This window comes from Bifidobacterium sp. ESL0745 (assembly GCF_029433335.1).
GTDB lineage: Bacteria > Actinomycetota > Actinomycetes > Actinomycetales > Bifidobacteriaceae > Bifidobacterium.
Map to the genome: position 1 here is coordinate 197,013 of NZ_JAQTHX010000001.1, position 20,032 is coordinate 217,044.

Sequence of the window (20,032 nt, forward strand, 5' to 3'; positions counted from 1 at the left end):
TATAATAAGTGAAGTTTGTACTACGTTGTATTATTATATTGCGCCATTCGGGTGAATTTTGACTCATTCGGTGAGGGGTCTGCCTCGGTTGGCGCATTGTTATGCTGAAGGCCGGGCTTTTGGCACAGAAGTGTGTTAGCCCATAGAGGAGAGATGATGGAATTAGCGAAGAGCCTGATTGTTGCACTGCTTGGCCCGGCGATGCTGATAGGGCTTGTGCCTCCTTCGGCCGTCAATGCCGCCGAGGTCACACAAGCAAACAACAGTTCGGTTTCACAGTCGCAGCCTTCCGGCGAAGCTGCGAACGCCACGACGTCTCAAACACCTTCCCGCAATGACGCGGGTTCGGCCCCAGTAAGTTCTTCCGGTTCTTCATCTTCTTCCAATTTTTCTGGTTCTCCGAGTGCTTCGGATTCTACGAAACCTCAGCAATCTCAACTTTCTCCGGAACCTGCAGATGCCGCGTTGAAGGGTGCGGCGAATTCCTCTTCGCAGTCTCAGCCCAGCCCGCCGACGAAGTCGGATGCGGCACCGGTGTCGTCGTCTCGTCCGTCGGTGGGGCCGCAGGATGCGGTGTCTTGCACCGCGAAAGCCAACCAGACGTGGGGCACGTTGCACTGGAACATCCACTTGAGCGACGACCGGCAGGATTGCGTGCTTGAGCTTGAGCACGGCACCATCCCCGACACCGGCAAGATGGGCGACAATCTAAGCAGCCCTATCAACTACAAGAGCACCGAGGTCACCCAACTCGTTGTCGACAAGAACACGGAGGATCCGGTCAAGCTGACCAGCGGCTGGGGTATTTTCGACGGCTACTTCCTGCCCAACCTGAAGACTGCCGACGTTGGCAATCTTGATACGTCGTCAGCCACACTCATGGGCTGGATGTTCCACGATTTGGCTCATCTGGAGACTATCACCGGCACCGGCACGTGGGATACGCACAACGTAACGGACATGACCTACATGTTCTTGAACGACACGGCGCTCACGGAACTCGATATAAGCAGTTGGGACATGAGTAGGATCACTCAAGCCCATGCAAGGGACATTTTGGACAGTGGGTATAGTACCGCAACTGGGTCTGTCCCGCTGAACTATGCGATGTTCCAAGGAATGAGCGGCCTCCAACGCCTAAAGATAGGGAAGAGGACGAATTTCTATCCTGGTCGGTTTGAATACCACTACGGCACGGACCCGCAGGGGTCATACTGGCATTCCAGTCCATTTTACGACGTGACGCGGAATGATCCGCCCTCCACCCCTTATTTCCGAACTGCTGATTCCGGCTTGGGATATTATATAGGTGGCGGCCATGGTACTAATGTCTTCAATACCATCGAGTCGTCAAGTCCCTGGATGTACCTGATTAAGGCCCATTACTTCACCAACGGAACCGGTGCCAGTGTCTGGTCGTGCAACAATTATGGTGACGTGGTGCCGAATACACCAGTGTGCACCACGGCGTCCCGTCCTGGCTACCAGCTTGTGGGTTGGAATAGTAGATCGGATGGGACAGGCAGTGAGAGCCTAAATCTGGAAGGTACAGTGCCGTATCCGTATAAATCCAAGGTAAATATCTGGTATGCGCAGTGGGAAACCGTCCTGAAACCGACGATCACCTCGCATACGGTGAAGGCGGATGGGGTGCATCTGTCCGGCACGTTCTCGGCTGAGACCGCTGCAGGCGACAAGCTCACGGTCACCGACAATACTGGGCAGTCCAGTGGTGAGATCGCTTTGCCGGCGGGTACGACGTCGTGGAATGCGAAAGTGCCGTTGCCGAAGGATCTGGTCGGGACAGGTGGCTCTATGACCTACACGGCCAAGGTCGCCGGCGAGAGGGCGCAGGATTCCGCGCCGTACACGAAAACAATCGATGCTGTGGCGCCTGGGCTTGAAAGCATGAAGGTCGAAGGTAACGCGTTGAAGGGGACAGCGTTGTCGAGTGGTGACAACAAAGCCCAGACTGGCTATACTGTGGAGGCTAACGATACGGTTGAAGTCACTTGGCCGAACAACAAACATGCATCGGCGCCGTCCGGCTCTAATGGGAGGTTCAGAGTTATTGCGCCACGGGGTGCGTCGATGAATGTAAAGGTAAAAGTCAAAGTTACGGATCGGGCCGGTGCCTCAGGCATAGGTGGGAAGGACAATACTTCTGTGCCTGTTGAGTTGAATCTGTTGAACACCGTTCACTTCGAAGTAGGTTCGGGCCTGGTGACAAATGCCCCCGACGACAAGAATGTTCCATATGGCAACAAGGTCAAGAAACCTGACAACGACCCGGAGTGGTCTGGACACACGTTCGATGGCTGGTATACCGATACCAGCTATGACACAAAATTCGATTTCGACCATACGGTCATCAATTCAAATCAGACCGTATATGCGAAGTGGACAGGCGCGGGCCATAAGGTATCGTTCGATTCGAATGGAGGTTCACCGATCGCGGACGAGACGGACATCGCGGATGGCGACTATGCCACCGAGCCGGTGAACCCGCCGACGTGGGCGAATCACCGGTTCCTCGGCTGGTACACGGCCGCTTCGGGCGGCTCGGTGTTCCAGTTCAAGGCCACGCCGATCACGCAGGATACGACGGTGTATGCGCACTGGGTGGACACGTTCGATGTGCAGTTCGATTCGAATGGCGGTTCGGCGGTGGCGACCCAACCGGTGGACACGGGCAAGTACGCCCACAATCCCGGCCCGCCTACCACGCCCGCAACGGATGGACATGGCGAGCCTGGGGTGTTTGCGGGCTGGTTCAATGGCAGTGCGACGGATCCGTATGATTTCGCGAACACGAAGGTCACGGCCCCGATAACGTTGACGGCGCATTGGCGTGACGCGCATCACCATGTCACGTTCAATACCCATGGCGGTAGCGCGGTCGATCAGCAGAGCGTGGCGGACGGCGGCAAGCCGGTCAAGCCGACGAAGGTGCAGGAGCCGACAAAGGCGGGCGAACGCTTCGACGGCTGGTACACCGACGGCGGGTATGGCACGTCGTTCAATTTCGATCAGGTGCTTACCAGCGATGTGGAGGTGCACGCGAAGTGGGTCACCTCCTGGGATGTGACGTTCGATTCGCAGGGCGGCCTGCCTGCCCCGGACATCCAGCATGTCGATGACGGGGCGAAGGCGGACGAGCCCCCGGCCATGAGCAAGACCGATCACCACGGCGAGCCTTCCATCTTCCTCGGTTGGTTCGATGGGAGTTCCACTTCGGCGTATGACTTCGAGGGCACGGCGGTGAAACACGATACCGCGTTGACGGCGCATTGGCGCGACGCGCATCACCATGTCACGTTCGATACGCAGGGCGGCACTCCCGTCGACGAACAGAATGTGGCCGACGGTGGCAAGGCGACCAAGCCGACGCATGCGCAGGAGCCGACGAAGGTGGGCGAACGCTTCGGTGGCTGGTATACCGACGGCGGGTATGGCACGCCGTTCGACTTCAACCAGGTGCTCACCGGCGACGTAACGATCCACGCCAAATGGGTGGACACCTATACGGTGACGTTCGTTATGGATGGCGGTTCCCACACGGACGAGCAGAAGGTCGCCGATGGTGGTTATGCGCATAGGCCGGCCATTCCGACCAAGGCTGGTGGTTATCGGTTCGATGACTGGTATACGTCCGACAGCTACACCACGAGGTTCGATTTCGGCGCGACCGCGATTACTGAGAATACGAGTGTGTACGCGCATTGGGTGAAGCGGTGGAAGGTCACGGTCGATCCGAACAACGGTGGCCTTGATTCGGTGACGCAGGATACTGTCGATGCGGGGACGCAACTGGCGGTTCCTTCGACTCCCGCGGTCCCGCGGGATCATCACCACGAGGTGAGCCGGTTCCTGGGCTGGTACACCGCCTCGGGTGCGAAATACACGTCTGTGGCGGCCGTTGAGGGCGATGTGACGTTGACGGCGAAGTGGGATGATGCGCATCGTAAGGTGACGTTCGAGACGCATGGCGGGTCGCCTGTTCCTGCGTCCCAGTTAAAGGAAGACGGGCAGAGTCCTGATACGGTTTCGGATCCGACCTGGTCCGGTTACCGGTTCCTTGGCTGGTATACAGTCGCGACGGGCGGTTCGGAGTTCTCCTTCACGCAGCAGCTGCATAGTGATGTGGTGGCGCATGCGCATTGGGTGAAGGTTTGGAACGTGGCGTTCGATACGGCTGGTGGCAGCACACCTCCGTCGGCGCAGACGGTGAACGCCGGCACTCCGGCAACGCCGGTTGCCGATCCGACGGCCATGGATCATCATGGTGATCAGGCCAAGTTCCTTGGCTGGTATGCTCCCGGTTCGGCTACCAAGTATGATTTCGCGACTCCGGTGACCGGTGATCTGGCGTTGACGGCGAAATGGCGTGATGCCCGACACAAGATCACCCTGAAGCCGGGCAACGGCGATTCCGATATCGTCAATTGGGTGGATGACGGCGACCTACTCGCTAAGCCTGAAGACCCGGTGGAGACTGGCGGCTATCGGTTCGATGGCTGGTACACTGCTCAACCTTCATCGTTGATGTTGCAATTAACGCGTGGAATGGTGAAGTTCGATTTCACGGCCGTGCCTACGGAGGACATTTCCCTGTATGGCAGATTCGTCAAGACGTGGAACGTGACGTTCGACCCGGCCGGGGGCACCGGCCAGCCGCCGGCACAGGTCGTCGATCAGGACGAAAAAGCTACTCGACCGGCAGCTGAGGCTGTGAGCCGTACCGGCTATGTGTTGGCCGGATGGCTGGATGCTCAGGGGCGTGACTACGGTTTTGATACTCCGGTCACGGCTGATGTCAACTTGACGGCGAAGTGGGCTGTGGACAAGACCGGGCTCAACGCGCTGATCGAGCAGGCCAAGGGTAAGAACAAGTCGGATTACACGTCTGATTCGTTCAAGCCCTTGCAGGACGCGCTCGGCCATGCGCAGTCCATCTCCGACGATTCCAACGCTTCGAAGGCTGATGTGGATAAGGCGGCCGATGCTCTGCAGCATGCACTGAACAGTTTGAAGCCGGTCGGATCTGATGGTTCCAATGGTTCCAATGGTTCCAACGGTACAAATGGTGCGAATGGTGCGGTAGATTCCGACAGTGCGAGTGGTCCCAACGGTGCAAACGGTATGAATGGTTCCAACGGTGCGAATGGTGCGGTAGATTCCAACGGTTCCAATGATTCTAACAGTGCGAGTGGTCCCAACGGTGCGAACGGTTCCAACGGTACGAACGGTTCCAGCAGTACCAGCAGTACCAGCAGTGTCAACAACGGTTCCAATGGTTCCAGCAGTTCCAGCGGTGCCAACAACGGTTCCAATGGTTCCAGCGGTGCCAGCGGTGCTAATGGGGTTAACAGCTCGAACGGTTCCGGCGGACTGGCTGGCCCGAACGGACTGATCGATCAGGCTGAAGCCGTGGCGGGCAAGCACAGGCAATCCGATTACACGCCGGGCTCGTGGAAGGCTTTCCTGGATGCGCTTAATCACGCGAAGGCTGTGGCTGCTGATCCGAACGCTTCGAGGTCCGACATTGATCGGGCTGCGGCTGCGTTGCGTGATGCGATGAATGGTCTGAAGCGTAAGAATTCGCGGCTTTCGGCCACCGGCGTCGAGGTTGTCGCCCCGATCGGGATGGTGCTCGTGCTGACCGCGATGGCCGGCCTTGCCCTCGCCCTGCGCAAACGTGAGGGAAACCGGTAAGGTCAATGTGCTAACGGTCTAGGCTGTAAGGTCTGGTAGAAACTCAATGTGGGCCGGCTCCTAATTCAGGGGTCGGCCCACATTGAGTTTATGTGAAGTCATCATAGGCTATGAATGGTGAACCGAGTCGGCCATTCCTGCCTTTAGCCGGAATCCGCCTCTTACCGATATTCCGGTTTTGAACCGATAAATTCTGTCTTTTAACGTAAGTTTTGGGCGCGAAAATGCAGGTCATAGGGCAAGCGGGGCAAGACAGACCGGATAGAGGCAACGAAATGAGCGGCGGCTGAACGGATAAATAATGTATTGGCATTATGCCCATCCGGTACGTTGTATCTCTTGCTTGAAGCATAGCGACGTGCGGTACCCGTAGTATGTATGATGATATCACAAATCGGGGAGGTGATTTCGGTGGCGTTGTATCGGGACGAAGGCGTGGTCCTGAAAACCGTCAAACTCGGTGAAGCTGACCGCATCATCACCCTCATGACCAAGAATCACGGCAAGATTCGTGCCGTCGCCAAAGGCGTGAGGCGCACCAAGTCGCGGTTCGGCGGCAGGCTGGAGCCATTCATGCGTGACGATCTGCTCATAGCCGAAGGCCGCTCGCTTGACGTCGTATCCCAGGCCGCTTCCATTTCTTCCTATGCCGCACGAATCTGTGTGGATTACGACGCCTACGCCGCTGCCAACGTCATCGCCGAGACCACCGATAAGCTCGTCTCCACCGAACGTGAGCCTTCGCAAAGCCAGTACCTACTGCTGATTTCAGCGCTGGCAGCGCTTACCCGTGCCCGTCATCCTGCCGAAGCCATCAGCGATTCCTACGTGATGCGGGCCTTGTCACAGGCGGGTTGGACGCCGCGTTTCGCCTCATGTGCGGTATGTGGCAAACGAGATGACCTCGATTATTTTTCCGTCGCCGCCGGCGGAATCCTCTGTTCCACCGACCACACGCCGGACTCGCGGCGCATCGACCTCGACGGCCGCGAGCAGATGGAAGCACTTGTCGAAGGCGACTGGAATATACTTGATCATGCCCCGCTTGAGGCCGAAATTCGTCGATTTGTTGAAGAATGGGGTGAATATTATCTTGAACGGCCCATTCGCTCGCTGAAGTTGCTAGATTCATAAATATGGCTTTTGAACATGTGGACTATACCTCGCTCGACGTACCAGCGGCACCGTTCTCCGATCCTGCAATCATCCCTGCATTCCCGAAGAACAAGGTACCCCGTCATGTCGGCGTCATCATGGACGGCAACGGTCGCTGGGCGCAGCAGCGCGGCCTGACCCGTACCCACGGCCACCAGGCCGCCGAACCGGTCGTTTTCGACACCATCGCGGGCGCCATCGAGGCTGGCGTGCGTTATTTGAGCCTCTATACGTTCTCCACCGAAAACTGGAAACGCAGCCCGCAGGAAGTGCGTTTCCTGATGGGCTTCTCGCGCGACATCATCCACCGTCGCGTGGCCCAGATGGACGAATGGGGCGTGCGCGTGCGCTGGTCCGGCCGTCGTCCGAAGCTCTGGAAATCCGTGATCGACGAGCTTGAGGTCGCCATGGAACGTACCAAGCACAATTCCACCATCGACGTCGTCTTTTGTATCAATTACGGCGGTCGTTCGGAGATCGCCGATGCCGCGGCGGCCATCGCCAAAGAGGTCCGCGATGGTAAGATCAGCGGCGACCGTGTCACCGAATCCATGATTTCGGAGCATCTTTATAATCCTGACATTCCCGATTGCGATCTGGTCATTCGCACTTCAGGCGAGCAACGCACTTCGAACTTCCTGCCATGGGAGGCCGCATACGCCGAGCTCGATTTTGCCCCCGAACTTTTCCCTGATTATGGGCGCAAGGCCCTTTGGCGTTCCATTGACCACTATGTTCATCGTGATCGGCGCTTTGGCGGCGTCAAGACACAAGCAAAGTGACAGGTCACGAAATTAACGAATAGGACGAATACGAATAACGGCCCTTTCGCAACGTTTCGGAAGGGCCGTTATTCGTATTCGCTGATGATGAGATGATTATTGGCATACCTAAATAGCAGCAATCATCGGTATCGCCTTGTCATTCCTTGTTGGCAACCGATTGGTTTTCAATGATCTGGCAATGGATACAGGCTGGAATCGCGGAATTGATTGGCGGCAAATCGATGAGGTTCTTGGGGAACGGATCTTCGCCCAGCGAACGCTTTTCAATCAGGGAGACCAGCTTGCAAACCGCCCAATAGCCCATTTCGTAGTAAGGTATGGCGACCGAGGTCAGTTTGGGGGAGAAGGTGTCGGCAATGTTGCTGTCATTGCCCACACCGATGACCGAAAGATCCTTGCCGACGGTCAAACCGCGGCGTGCCGCGCATTCGTAGATGTACCATGTGCGGGCATCGTCGTAGCAGAAGAAGGCATCCGGTTTCACGCTGTCGAACAGTGCTGATACTTTCCTCAGCGCGTCTTCGTTCTGCGAGACGTTGACGACCAGCTCTTTGTCAAAGGGAATCTTCGACTCCTTAAGCGCCCTGCGATAGCCTTCAAGCCTGGTGGCCTGGGCGATGGTCGGTGCCGAATTGCCGATATAGGCAATCTTCTTGGCTCCTGAATCGATAAGCTTCTTGGTGGCGTCGTAGCCGATGGCGAACTCGTCGGGCTCGACAATGGGGAAGCGGTTGTCAACGGTATTGGTGGAAATCAGCACCAGCGGAGAATGGACAAGATCTTCGGGGACTTCGGTAACTTGGCTGGAAGGCTTGGAATACAGGAAACCATCCATACCGTAACGCTGCAACACGGAAATCTGGTCTGCCTGGCTGGCCGAACCGTCCGTATCGACGAACAGAATGATGTAGCCATAGTGGCTTGCGGCGTCCTGTGCGCCTTGCAGGGTTTGCGCAGTATAAGGAATGTCATAGATTTCATCGGCGATGAAGCCGAGGATTCCGGTTTTACTGGTTCTCAGGCTGCGAGCCATCGGATTGGGCTTATACCCCAGTTCATCGGCTATTTCCCGCACCCTTGCGGCGATCTGTGTTTTAACGCGTCCGGCATCCCGGTTGTTGAGGACCAGGGAAACAGTGGAGATCGAGACTCCGGCCTTTTCCGCGACGTCTTTCATAGTCATCATGGCTTTTAATCTATACCTATTTACGGACTTAGTAAAAGCCAATGACTACTATTTGAAACAACTGTCCATATCGTTGGAAAATGGCGATTTATTTCGTTTGACTTAGTATCTCGTCAACAAGCTGTTGTTTCTCTTTTATTTGACCTGAAAAACCGGGACGTATGTCAAGTTTCAGTGTGACACCGGTACGGTAACCTTGGGTGGCCAGCACCATGGTGGCGTCGCGGACGACCTTGAGCACGTCATCCAGATTCCCCTCGATATTGGTGAACATCGCATTGGTTTCGTTGTCCAATCCTGATTCACGGATGACGTTGACCGATTGTGCGACATACTGGCTCAGCTCCGAGCCCGTGCCACTGGGGGCAATTGCGACTGCTGCCACGGTGTTGATATAGGGTTTGCCTGTTTTCGGATCGGTAGGGACAGTTTGCCTGACGGCGTTGCGGTCGATGTTCTCGCTCATGTTGTGCTCCTTTGGTATGGCTGACTGCCATAGTACCTTTCAGGCTTGGCATTTGCGAAGGTCGAACCGACGTTGGGTGTCACGCTATGTCGGTAAAGTAAGGACACAAGTAATTGTCATGAAACGGCTGATTAAAGCCAATAAGCGGAAGGTGTGTCGTGACTCAATCCAAACTTGATGAAGTCGTATCGCTGGCCAAGCGTCGTGGTTTCGTGTTTCCTGCGGGGGAGATTTATGGCGGCACACGTTCCGCGTGGGATTATGGCCCGCTCGGCGTTGCTTTGAAGGACAACATCAAGCGCGAATGGTGGCGTTCGATGGTGGTCACGCGCGGCGATGTCGTCGGCGTCGACACCTCGATCATTCTTCCTTCCGCCGTATGGGAGGCTTCCGGACACGTCAAGGTCTTCAATGACCCGCTGATTGAGTGCCTGAACTGCCACAAGCGCCAGCGCGCCGACAAACTCGAGGAATCCTACGCCGAGAAGCATGGCGACAAGATGCCCGAAAATGGTCTCAAAGACATCGTCTGTCCCGACTGCGGCACCCGCGGCCAGTGGACGGAACCGCGTGATTTCAACATGATGCTGCGTACGCACTTGGGGCCGGTGGACGACGAGAACTCGCTGCACTATCTGCGTCCGGAAACCGCGCAGGGCATCTTCGTAGACTTCAAGAACGTGATGACCTCTTCACGAAGCAAGCCGCCGTTCGGCATCGCCAACATGGGCAAGTCCTTCCGCAACGAGATCACACCCGGCAACTTCATCTTCCGCACCCGTGAGTTCGAGCAGATGGAGATGGAGTTCTTCGTAGAGCCTGGCACCGATGAGGCGTGGCACCAGTATTGGATCGACACCCGCACCCGTTGGTACACCGACCTTGGCATCAACCCCGAGAACCTGCGCCACTACGAGCATCCCAAGGAGAAGCTTGCACACTATTCCAAGCGCACCGTCGACATCGAATACAAGTTCGGTTTCAAGGGCTCCGACTGGGGCGAGCTTGAAGGCGTGGCCAACCGCACCGACTTCGACCTTTCCGCGCATCAGGAGCATTCCGGCGAGGATCTCACTTTCTTCGACCAGGCCAGCGGCAAGAAGTACATTCCCTACGTCATCGAGCCGGCCGCGGGCCTGACCCGTTCGCTCATGGCCTTCCTCGTGGATGCCTACGCCGTCGACGAGGCACCGAACACCAAGGGCGGCGTCGATCGCCGCACCGTGTTGCGTCTCGACCCGAGGCTCTCGCCGGTCAAGGCCGCCGTCTTCCCGCTGAGCAAGAAGGCGCCGTTGCAGGGCATCGCCCACGATCTGGCCGCCGAACTGCGCCAGCACGACTGGATGATCGACTACGACGAGGCCGGAGCCATCGGCCGCCGCTATCGTCGTCAGGACGAGATTGGTACCCCGCTTTGCATTACGGTCGATTTCGACACCCCCGATGACCATTCGGTCACCATCCGTGAGCGCGATTCGATGAAGCAGGAGCGCGTCGACCTCGACAACGTGGCCAAGTACGTTGCTGACCGCATCGGAGAGAAACGCGTGCGCTACCCTGAAGGCCCAGCCTCCATCGTCGGCACCACCGCAGCCGATGGCGGCGTGGACTTCGCCAAGGAGTCCGGCATCGATGAGTCCGCCCCGGTCAAGGTAGCAGAAGCTGGCGGACTGTACTAAGGCGCTTTGAAGCTGGTTAATAAAAAGCTATGCACAAGCTGTAACTGACGTTGCTGGGTGTCGGGATATACAATGTCTAGACACCCTCCAGGCCGGTAGGCCAAGCTTTATGTCTAGCCATCACATATCCCGACGCCCAGCACTCAGCGGAATCTAACTGTTTGCAATTGGATTCAAAGTAGTCATTTGCAGTTATTTAGAGCTAAATGGTTGAGTTTCAGACCGTGTTGAGTGTTTGGGTCTGGGATATGCGATGCGCGACCGTAAAGACTCGGCCGCGAAATCGTAGATCTCGCTTTCGCGCTCGAGAATCGCGCTCATCTCGCCTACAGAAAGTCCACAGGACTTTCTGCTTAACGGCTCAGCCCAGAGCATGTCATACATTGCATGTCCGACCCTAGACGCGTCGACCCAAGTATTATTGTCTTGACGACTTTGGAGTTAGATAAATAATAAGGTTGAGTGGTGGGGCGGGGATATGCGATGCTTGACCGTAAAGACTTGGCCGCGAAATCGAAGATTTTGCTTTCGCGCTCGTACATCGCGCTCACTTCACCTACAGGAAGCCCACTGGGCTTCCTGCTTAACGGCTCAGCCCGGAGCGTGTCGGACATCGTATATCCACGCCCCACCGCGTCAGTTAGATACTGCTTTGATGAGCAGCAATTTAGAATAGGAGATACGTGAAGGACTTTAAGGAATGGCTGAAGCGAGTCGATTATTCGCAGGCTCGGCAGCACTTTGATAATGGCTGGGACGAAGTGCTCAAAGATTTGCCTGGGCTCGATCCCAGTGAAACCAGCGCTCAGGACGGCGAATACGAGGCGGGCGATGATGGCAAGCCTCTGCCGAAAATTGCACCTGTCGATCTAGGGCCGCTGCATGTTCAGACCCCGGTCGTGCTTTCTCCGATGGCGGGCGTCACCAACTGGCCGTTCCGCTCGATCTGTCGGGCATACGGTCCTGACGGACTGTATGTCGCCGAAATGATCACCGCCCGTGCGCTCGTCGCCCGCAATCCAAAGGCGTTCAGACTTTGCCGCTTCGCGCCCACCGAGAAGATCCGCTCGCTGCAGCTCTACGGCGTCGATCCCAACATCACCGCGCAGGCTGCTCAGATGGTGGTTGCCGGCAACATGGCCGACCACATCGACCTCAACTTCGGCTGCCCGGTGCCCAAGGTTACCCGCCGTGGCGGCGGTTCGGCACTGCCTTGGAAAACCGATCTGTTCCGCGAACTCGTCCACCGTGTAGTCGAGGTGTGCAACGATGCCAATATCCCCGTGACCGCCAAGATTCGCGTCGGTATCGACGCCGACCATACGACGTTCCTCGATGCAGCTCGTATCGCCGAGGATGAGGGATGTGCAGCCGTGACGCTTCACGCACGCACCACAGCCGAATACTATGGCGGCCATTCCGATTGGAGCCGTATCGCCGAACTCGTCCAAGCTGTTGACATCCCGGTTTTCGGCAACGGCGACATCTGGGGTGCCGAGGATGCGTTGGAAATGGTGCGGCAGACCGGTTGCGCCGGCGTTGCCATCGGTCGGGGATGCCAGGGCAGACCATGGATTTTCTCCGATATCAAGCATGCATTCGCAGGCTCCGATGAACGTTTCAGCCCTACTTTGGGCGGCGTTTTCCAGATCATCATGGCCCACGGCCAGTTGTTGCTGCGATTCTACGACGGCGACGAAACGATGGCCGTGCATGATTTGCGCAAACACATCGCTTGGTACCTCAAAGGTTTTCCGGTCGGCGGTACGACGCGTCGGGCGTTCATGGAATCCGAAACGTTGGATGACGTCAGGAAGGTGATGGATCGGCTCGACCCGTCTGTCACGTATCCGCAGCGCGTCACCGACAAACCTCGTGGTCGTGTTCGCTACGCGAAAAAGGTGCATGTTCCTTACGGTTGGTTCGATTCCCGCACTACAACCCATGAGGAACGCGAGCAGCTTTTCGGCGACGACCCGATGGATGCCAGTTACTGATTGAAATGAGGGTGTTGCAGCAGGGCGTCTAGAAGGATGGACGGTACTCGATCACCCGCAATATCAATGGATTTTGTTTTGCGCTCGATCTTTGTGATCGGCTTTCCTCCGACTATTCCATTTGACCAGTCGTTTAATGGCTTGGATCGTATATGGGGTTGTGTATCTCCATCTGCATGCATCAATCGTGCATGAATATTGATGATTTACGTCAAACATGCGGAAAAATCCGAAAAAAATCCGTGGTACACCCCGCGAAATAGTCTTAATTTAGGCGTGTCCTGCGATAGAGTAATAGGCATAACCGTGAAGTGACAGGAGACTATGGTGAGCGAGATTGCCCAGACTGACAATTTCAACGATAAAACGAGCATCAAGGTGGTCGGTGTCGGTGGTGCCGGTGGCAACGCCGTCAATCGAATGATTGCCGAAGGTTTGAAAAACGTTGAATTTGTAGCGATTAATACCGACGCAAAGGATTTGCTCCGCAGCGACGCGGATGTCAAGATTTCTTTGAGTGACCATTCCAGCAGAGGGCTTGGAGCCGGAGCCGATCCGGAAAAGGGAGCCAAGGCTGCGCAGGATCATCAGTCGGACATCGAAGAGGCGCTCAAGGGCGCCGATATGGTTTTCGTCACTTGTGGCGAAGGCGGCGGCACCGGTACCGGCGCAAGCCCTATCGTCGCGCGTGCGGCCCATCAGCAAGGTGCGCTGACCATTGCCGTGGTCACTCGCCCATTTGCCTTTGAAGGACCGCAACGAGCGGCTTCGGCCAAGCTCGGCATCGAGAATCTGCGCAAGGAAGTCGATGCGCTGATTGTCATCCCGAACGACCGTCTCCTGGAGCTTTCCGATAAGACCATCGGCATCGTCGATGCCTTCAAGACCGCCGACACGGCACTCCTTGCCGGAGTGCAGGGCATCACCGACCTGATCACGATGAATTCCTACATCCATGTCGATTTCTCCGACGTCACCGCGATCCTGCGTGGTGCAGGCACGGCCCTCTTCGGCATCGGCTCGGCTCGAGGCGAGGATCGCGCCACTCAGGCGGCAGAAATCGCCATCAGCTCCCCGCTTCTTGAGGAAAGCATCGAAGGCGCTCACGGTGCGCTCATCAATATCGCAGGTCCGACGGATCTGAAACTGCAAGAGGCCAGCGACGCCACCGAACTCGTTCGTAAGGCGATCCACCCTGAGGCACAGATCATCTGGGGTCTTGCTCTTGACGACGCTTATGGCGACGAGGTTCGTGTCACCGTGATTGCCGCTGGTTTTGACGCCGATGGCAAGAAGGACGCCGAAAACCGTGATAACGTTTCCAAAGCAATGCCTCAGGCCACGCAAGAGGAAACGAATCCAACCTATGAGTCCGAGCCCCAGACACCGCTTGTGCGCGAAGTTCCTGATTTGGATACACCGACAGTTTCGCACACACCGGAAACCGGTCCCTACGATGATTCCGGTGACTCGAATTCGCCGGATGACCCCGGCGATCTTGATATCCCCGATTTTCTGCGCTGACGAGTAGACGAAAGGATTTTCAATGGCTGGATACATGAAAAAAGCGATGTCATATCTTGGTATGACCGATGTGGTGGACGACGATGACGAGGATATACAGGACGATGATGATACAACGTCTTCTGATTATGATTCGGAGAGCCCGGTGACACCGATTACCATACAGACTTCCTCGACGTCGCAGACTGGCGATTCATCATCAAGCTCCGCCAAGCCTTTCCCGGCTAGCCGTATCAATCGTATCACCACCATTCATCCCAAGGATTACGACGAGGTCCAGAAGGTTGGCCGTGCCTTGCGTGACGGTGTTCCGGTGGTGCTCAATCTGACCGGACTGTCGCGGGAAGTAGCCTGCCGCGCTCTTGATTTCTGTTCAGGTGTGGTCTTCGGCATTCGTGGTTCGCTTGAGCGTGTCACGTCCAGGGTCTTCCTCTTAAGCCCTGCCCAGGTGAAGATCAAGGTAGAGCAGACGCCATCCGACGAATCCGATGACGACCTGTTCTGAGGTTCTATGTTGCTTGTGGTATTGTCCCTGATCAAATGGCTCATAGGCCTCTATGAGACGGTGCTCTTCATCCGGGTGCTTTTCGATTGGGTGTTTGTATTGATGCCGCGTTGGCGTCCTGGTCGTGTAATCGGGTCGATCATCAATGTGTTCTATGTGTTGACTGACCCCCCGCTGCGTTGGCTGCGCAGGTTTATTCCCGTTATCAGAATGGGGTCGGGGGGACTGGATGTCACCCCGATGGTGTTGTGGTTCATTCTCGCCGTGGTTGCTGTGATTATTTAGTATTGTTGTTTCACGGGAACTCATTCTCTACGTATCGAAAGGCAGAACGTCATGTCATTGTTGACAGCGCAACAAGTACGTAACCATTCATTTACGACGGTCCGTTTCAAAGAGGGCTATGACGTCGAGCAGGTCGATGAGTTTCTCGATCAGGTTGAGGCTACATTGCGGGCGCGGGAAGAACGCATCGTGTATCTGGAAGGAAAGGCCGGCGGTTCGGTTTCAGAAACCGACCTGGCGAATCAGGATTGTGTCGATGAATCCTCGTCATCTGCCTCGTTTGATGATTCAGAAGTGCGATCGCCGGAAGCCGGGAATACAACTAAAGAACAAATATCGTGGGAACAGTAAGCATTTTGTGCGATATGGCGAGAATTTCGGGTACACTGCATGGTGTAAGCTGTATCAAGAAGTCAAATTCAGAGGCATTTATGCCCAAAGTGAGGTGTGAAAGTTTATGGCACTGTTAACGCCGAAAGATATTAGGGAACATGCCTTCCAAACCGTACGTTTTAAAGAAGGTTATGATGTCGAAGAGGTTGACGACTTCCTCGACCAGGTGACCGAGACCGTTGAAGCTCTCGGCAAGCAGGCTATGGCCAACGGCAATGGCCAGTCGACGCAGTCGCTGGGGCCGGATGTCAGCAAGCTCAATTCGAAGATTTCCGATCTGACTTCCCAGGTCCAGGCGTTAAGTCGCGAAAACCAGACGTTGAAGGCCGCAAGCCAGCAGCGAGGCAACACCAATCAGGCTTCGGCAAGTGTCGATGCTTCCAAGCTCGCTGAGGCCGAGGAAAGCAACAGGGGACTGGCTGAGCAGAACAGGCAGCTCAAGGATCAGGTCGATCGCCTGAACGCGCAGATCGATCAGCTCACCGCCCAAGCTGCGCAGGCCGCCGGCAAGAAGGATCTCGACAATCAGCTTGTCGCGGTTCAGCACGAGCGCGACGAATTCCGTGCCGGTAACGAGAAGCTTTCTCGTGAGCTTGAGCAGGCCAAGAAGCAGCTTTCCACTGCCAGTGATCAGGCCCGTCAAATGCAGGATCTTTCCCGCCAGCTTGAAGAATCCAAGCAGCGTGAGAACCAGTTGCGTGCTCAGGTCTCCAAGATCGAACCGAGCACCGAGACCGGAAGCTTGCAGAAGATCGCCGGTGCCGCGCAGGGGGCGTCCAGTGAGCCCGAGCGCGCGACCGCTATGCTGACGCTCGCCATGCAACTGCATGATCAGTACGTTGACAAGGGCAAGGCGAAGGCCAAAGAGATCACCGAGGCCAGCCAGAGCAAGTATCAGGAGCTGGTCAACAAGGCCAATGACTATTCCACCCGCACCCGTAACGAATCCGATGAATATGCCAAGCAGACCCGTAACAAGGCTGAGGAATATTCCAAGCAGACCCGTTCCGATGCCGATTCATATTCGCAGAGAACCCGTTCCGCAGCCGACAATTACTCCACGCAAAAGCATTCTTCGGCCGACACCTACGAGTCCGAAGTGCAGCGTCGTGCCGCCGAGTACGATCAGAAGACTCGTTCCGCAGCCGAGACCTACGCTCAGCAGGTGCGCGATAATCTCGCTTCGCAGTCCAAGGTCATCGAGTCCAATATCCAGAGCCTCAAACAGTTTGAGACTGAATATCGTACGCGCCTGACCGAATTCCTGGGTCAGTTGGTTTCTCAGGTCAGCGACACCAATACTTACAATAAGCTGGAAGAGTCCAAGGACTGATTCGGTCTGGCATGAAGAACGTATCAGCTAAACGGCCGCGCGCTCGTGTGGCCGTTTTTCTTGCCGTTACGGTGGCGGCGCTACTGCTTGACCGCCTTACCAAGCTGTGGGCGCAGGCTGCGTTGAGCGGCAGGGAAACCATAGTTGTCATTCCCAGATTTCTTGGGTTGACTTTGGTGCATAATCCTGGTGCATCACTTGGAATGGGCTCGTCGATGACCTGGCTCATCTCATGTGTGGCATTTGTGGCTTGTGTGGCGTTGGTCTACTTGGCCCTGACTACCGTTTCGTTATGGTGGACCGCGGCGCTTACCCTTGCGTTCGCCGGGGCATTCGGCAACCTCATCGATCGTGTGATTTATGCCCATGGGTTCCTTAACGGTTCGGTGGTGGATTTTCTCAATTACGGATGGTCCGTCGGCAATATCGCTGATATCGAGCTGGGAATCGCGGCTGTACTTATCGTTATCCTATTGTTGGCCAGCGTTCCGTTCGGCGCAAAAGATCTCAATAACGAGGCGGCGGATAACGTCGGGGATAGAGGAGCCGACGGTAGATGAGTCGCTTGGTCCCTGCCCCGGATGCGTTGGTCGGCAAGAGATTCGATGTCGCCGTTTCCAAAATGCTTGGTGTCTCGCGATCCAAGGCCGTCGAACTTATTGAGGCCGGCGAGGTTGGCATTCTTCAACGTCACATTTCAAAGTCAGGGACCCTTGCCCCCGGAGACACCGTAGAATTTGATATTGAGGAAAAGCAGCCTGAACCTGAACCGTTGGCCGAAGGCATGGCCGTCGTCTATGAGGATGACGACATCGTTGTGGTCGATAAACCGGTCGGTGTCGCGGCACATGCTTCTGTTGGGTGGACGGGGCCTACGGTGTTGGGTAGCCTTCTGGCACGCGGCACGCATATCACCTCTTTGGGCGCCCCAGGCCGGCAAGGCATCGTTAGCCGACTGGATGTGGGCACCAGCGGCCTGATGCTGGTGTGCAAATCCGATCTGGCGTACCTTCAGATGCGACGTCAATTCGCTCATCACGAAGTCACCAAGATCTATCATGCGTTGGTGCAGGGTAATTTGACCCATGACAAGGCAACCATCGAGGCGCCGATCGGTCGCGCCAAGGTTTCCGACTTCCGTTTTACCGTCACGCCATTGGGCAAGAAAGCGATCACGCACTGGGATGTGATTGAACGCTTCAGTGAGGCTACGCTGGCGAGCGTCAATCTCGAGACGGGCCGCACCCACCAGATTCGCGTTCATTTCTCTTCGATTGGTCATCCGCTGGTGGGCGACCCGATGTACGGCGCCAATCCGGTATTCGCACAGCGCCTGGGACTTACCCGTCAGTGGTTGCATGCGATGCGTCTGGAATTCAAGCACCCTCGTACTCACGTGCGCACGGTGGTGGAATCCCATTATCCTGCGGATCTTGCGCACGCTCTTGATATCGTGCGCAAAGACAAGTGCGAAAAGGAATAAAAGGTATTGTGTCTGAAAGGTCTTCAGCACAAATCGATTTTACACTTTAGCACGGTCACAAGGTTGGGCATGCGCGCATAGAAGTCAATCGAATACTGTCGTTTTGCCTTAATGACGGTGATATCGGTTTGGCTATGAATAAGTCTAGATATCCTTACTAGATAAATCGGTTCGATATTACATTTAGCTATGTGGATAGATAAATGTAAAAAGCGTAATTAATTAGACAAAATTAGCATTTAGCTTTTAAAATCTGTATTATGGGTTATAATCGTTGGCTTAGTACAGGTGTTGATTCTTGTAATCAATTATATTCGCGAGTGCATATTGCAGTTGCGATGTTCTAGAGCACAACGTAGAAGTGCTTATCAGGCATGTGGTGATATGCATTTTTTTCTGGGTTTCATGGGAAACCTTTGAAAAAGTGATGGTTTTGCTTGCCTTATTAACGACTTACTCATGCTGGGTCGCATGAGTAATCGTACATTGGGGAAACGGTTATGAATGATAACGATGATGTTCAGCGTAGCAGGGTTGCCGATGCGGCAGAACTGTATTGGGTCCAGGGGATGAAAGCCGGTGCTGTGGCAAGGGAGCTCGGCGTTTCCCGGTCTACTGTCTCACGATTGCTCACACAGGCGCGAACCCAGCGTGTGATTGAATTCAAAGTGAACAGGCATAGCGATTCGACGGTAGCCCTGCAACAGGAAATCAATAAACGATATCGTGTGTATGCCTCGGTTGTCGATACCGGCGGAATCCACGATCCCGATACGCGACGGATGATCGTAGGGGAGACCGCGGCGACATTATTGTCGTCTATGGTTCATTCGAATACGATGATTGGGGTGACTTGGGGACGCACTACTGAAGCCATCGCGATGCAGCTTATCCCCAAAAATCTCTCCGACGTCCAAGTGCTGCCCCTGCATGGGTTCGGCAATACCCTTTCTTTGGGCGAAGATTATTTTACGCAGATTCTTATCCGTTTTGGCAAGGCTTTCAATGCTCAGGTGCGTCTGTTGCCGGCTCCCGTAATTTTCGATTCCGAAATCACGCGAGAAATGGTATGGAAAGAGACTGGTATCCAACAGATATTGGCACTGCGCAAATACTTGGATATTATCGTCACCTCGGTGGGCACGCCGTATGGTTACAAACGAAGTCCGCTGTTCAGCAAAGGCGTCTTGTCCGATCAGGACATCAAAGAGCTCAATGACAAACATGTCATCGGTGATATCTCATCCACTTTCTTCCGTGAGGATGGCAGTACGCAAGGCATTTCCGTCAACAAGCGATCGACGGGCCTCACGCGTGAGGAGATACTGCGGGTGCCTAATCGTGTGTTCGTGGTGTCGGATGAAAACAAATACTCGGCGTTGCGCACGGCATTGAATATGAAGGCCGTAACCCATTTGGTGATTGATCAGGCGACGGCAAAAAGGCTTCTGGAAACGTAATTTTTTTCTTCTCATTGCAAGGTAGGTAATAGGGATGTCGATGAAAATATTTTCAAAATAGAAAGA

At 55.4% G+C, this 20,032-nt stretch carries 15 protein-coding genes; 13 read left to right on the top strand and 2 right to left on the bottom strand.

Going from position 1 to position 20,032, the window contains the following annotated elements; all coding sequences use genetic code 11:
- Positions 1 to 153: 153 nt before the first annotated feature.
- The 3 genes from PT275_RS00650 (at position 154) to PT275_RS00660 (ending at position 7,652) form a co-directional block, all read left to right on the top strand.
- Positions 154 to 5,715, top strand: coding sequence for an InlB B-repeat-containing protein (locus PT275_RS00650; protein WP_277151357.1), 5,562 nt, complete (start codon positions 154 to 156; stop codon positions 5,713 to 5,715).
- Positions 5,716 to 6,126: 411 nt separating this feature from the next.
- Positions 6,127 to 6,849, top strand: coding sequence for a DNA repair protein RecO (gene recO, locus PT275_RS00655; protein WP_277153599.1), 723 nt, complete (start codon positions 6,127 to 6,129; stop codon positions 6,847 to 6,849).
- Positions 6,850 to 6,851: 2 nt separating this feature from the next.
- Positions 6,852 to 7,652 carry an isoprenyl transferase gene (locus tag PT275_RS00660; protein WP_277151359.1) on the top strand — a complete coding sequence of 267 codons (801 nt, stop codon included), beginning with the start codon at positions 6,852 to 6,854 and terminating at the stop codon, positions 7,650 to 7,652.
- A 139-nt stretch (positions 7,653 to 7,791) separates the two neighbouring features.
- Here PT275_RS00660 and PT275_RS00665 read toward each other — a convergent pair whose 3' ends face one another.
- Entirely contained in the window at positions 7,792 to 8,841 is a 1,050-nt protein-coding gene (locus PT275_RS00665) for a LacI family DNA-binding transcriptional regulator (RefSeq protein ID WP_277151361.1), read from the bottom strand.
- 88 nt (positions 8,842 to 8,929) lie between these two features.
- Positions 8,930 to 9,307 carry a thiamine-binding protein gene (locus PT275_RS00670; protein ID WP_277151363.1) on the bottom strand — a complete coding sequence of 126 codons (378 nt, stop codon included), beginning with the start codon at positions 9,305 to 9,307 and terminating at the stop codon, positions 8,930 to 8,932.
- 158 nt (positions 9,308 to 9,465) lie between these two features.
- Here PT275_RS00670 and PT275_RS00675 point away from each other — a divergent pair, with 158 nt between their 5' ends.
- The 10 genes from PT275_RS00675 (at position 9,466) to PT275_RS00720 (ending at position 19,966) form a co-directional block, all read left to right on the top strand.
- The gene (locus PT275_RS00675) at positions 9,466 to 10,986 is read left to right on the top strand and encodes a glycine--tRNA ligase (RefSeq protein WP_277151366.1); all 1,521 of its coding nucleotides are present in this window, start codon (positions 9,466 to 9,468) and stop codon (positions 10,984 to 10,986) included.
- Positions 10,987 to 11,669: 683 nt separating this feature from the next.
- Entirely contained in the window at positions 11,670 to 12,983 is a 1,314-nt protein-coding gene (gene dusB, locus PT275_RS00680; RefSeq protein ID WP_277151369.1) for a tRNA dihydrouridine synthase DusB, read from the top strand.
- Positions 12,984 to 13,307: 324 nt separating this feature from the next.
- Positions 13,308 to 14,507, top strand: a complete 1,200-nt coding sequence (ftsZ, locus tag PT275_RS00685) for a cell division protein FtsZ (RefSeq protein ID WP_277151371.1) — start codon at positions 13,308 to 13,310, stop codon at positions 14,505 to 14,507.
- 22 nt (positions 14,508 to 14,529) lie between these two features.
- Complete coding sequence (locus PT275_RS00690) at positions 14,530 to 15,012, top strand: cell division protein SepF (RefSeq protein WP_277151373.1); 483 nt, start codon at positions 14,530 to 14,532, stop codon at positions 15,010 to 15,012.
- A 6-nt stretch (positions 15,013 to 15,018) separates the two neighbouring features.
- A complete protein-coding gene (locus PT275_RS00695; RefSeq protein ID WP_277151375.1) occupies positions 15,019 to 15,297 on the top strand; it encodes a YggT family protein in 279 nt (92 codons plus the stop codon).
- A gap of 51 nt (positions 15,298 to 15,348) precedes the next feature.
- Positions 15,349 to 15,648 (top strand): DivIVA domain-containing protein, encoded by a 300-nt coding sequence (locus PT275_RS00700; protein ID WP_277151377.1) that lies wholly within the window; start codon positions 15,349 to 15,351, stop codon positions 15,646 to 15,648.
- Between the two features lie 106 nt (positions 15,649 to 15,754).
- A complete protein-coding gene (locus PT275_RS00705) occupies positions 15,755 to 17,023 on the top strand; it encodes a DivIVA domain-containing protein (RefSeq protein WP_277151379.1) in 1,269 nt (422 codons plus the stop codon).
- An 11-nt stretch (positions 17,024 to 17,034) separates the two neighbouring features.
- Positions 17,035 to 17,583, top strand: coding sequence for a signal peptidase II (locus PT275_RS00710; RefSeq protein ID WP_277151381.1), 549 nt, complete (start codon positions 17,035 to 17,037; stop codon positions 17,581 to 17,583).
- Entirely contained in the window at positions 17,580 to 18,506 is a 927-nt protein-coding gene (locus PT275_RS00715; protein ID WP_277151384.1) for an RluA family pseudouridine synthase, read from the top strand. Before PT275_RS00710 ends, PT275_RS00715 begins: the two co-directional genes overlap by 4 nt.
- A 500-nt stretch (positions 18,507 to 19,006) precedes the next feature.
- The gene (locus tag PT275_RS00720) at positions 19,007 to 19,966 is read left to right on the top strand and encodes a sugar-binding domain-containing protein (protein ID WP_277151385.1); all 960 of its coding nucleotides are present in this window, start codon (positions 19,007 to 19,009) and stop codon (positions 19,964 to 19,966) included.
- Positions 19,967 to 20,032 lie beyond the last annotated feature (66 nt).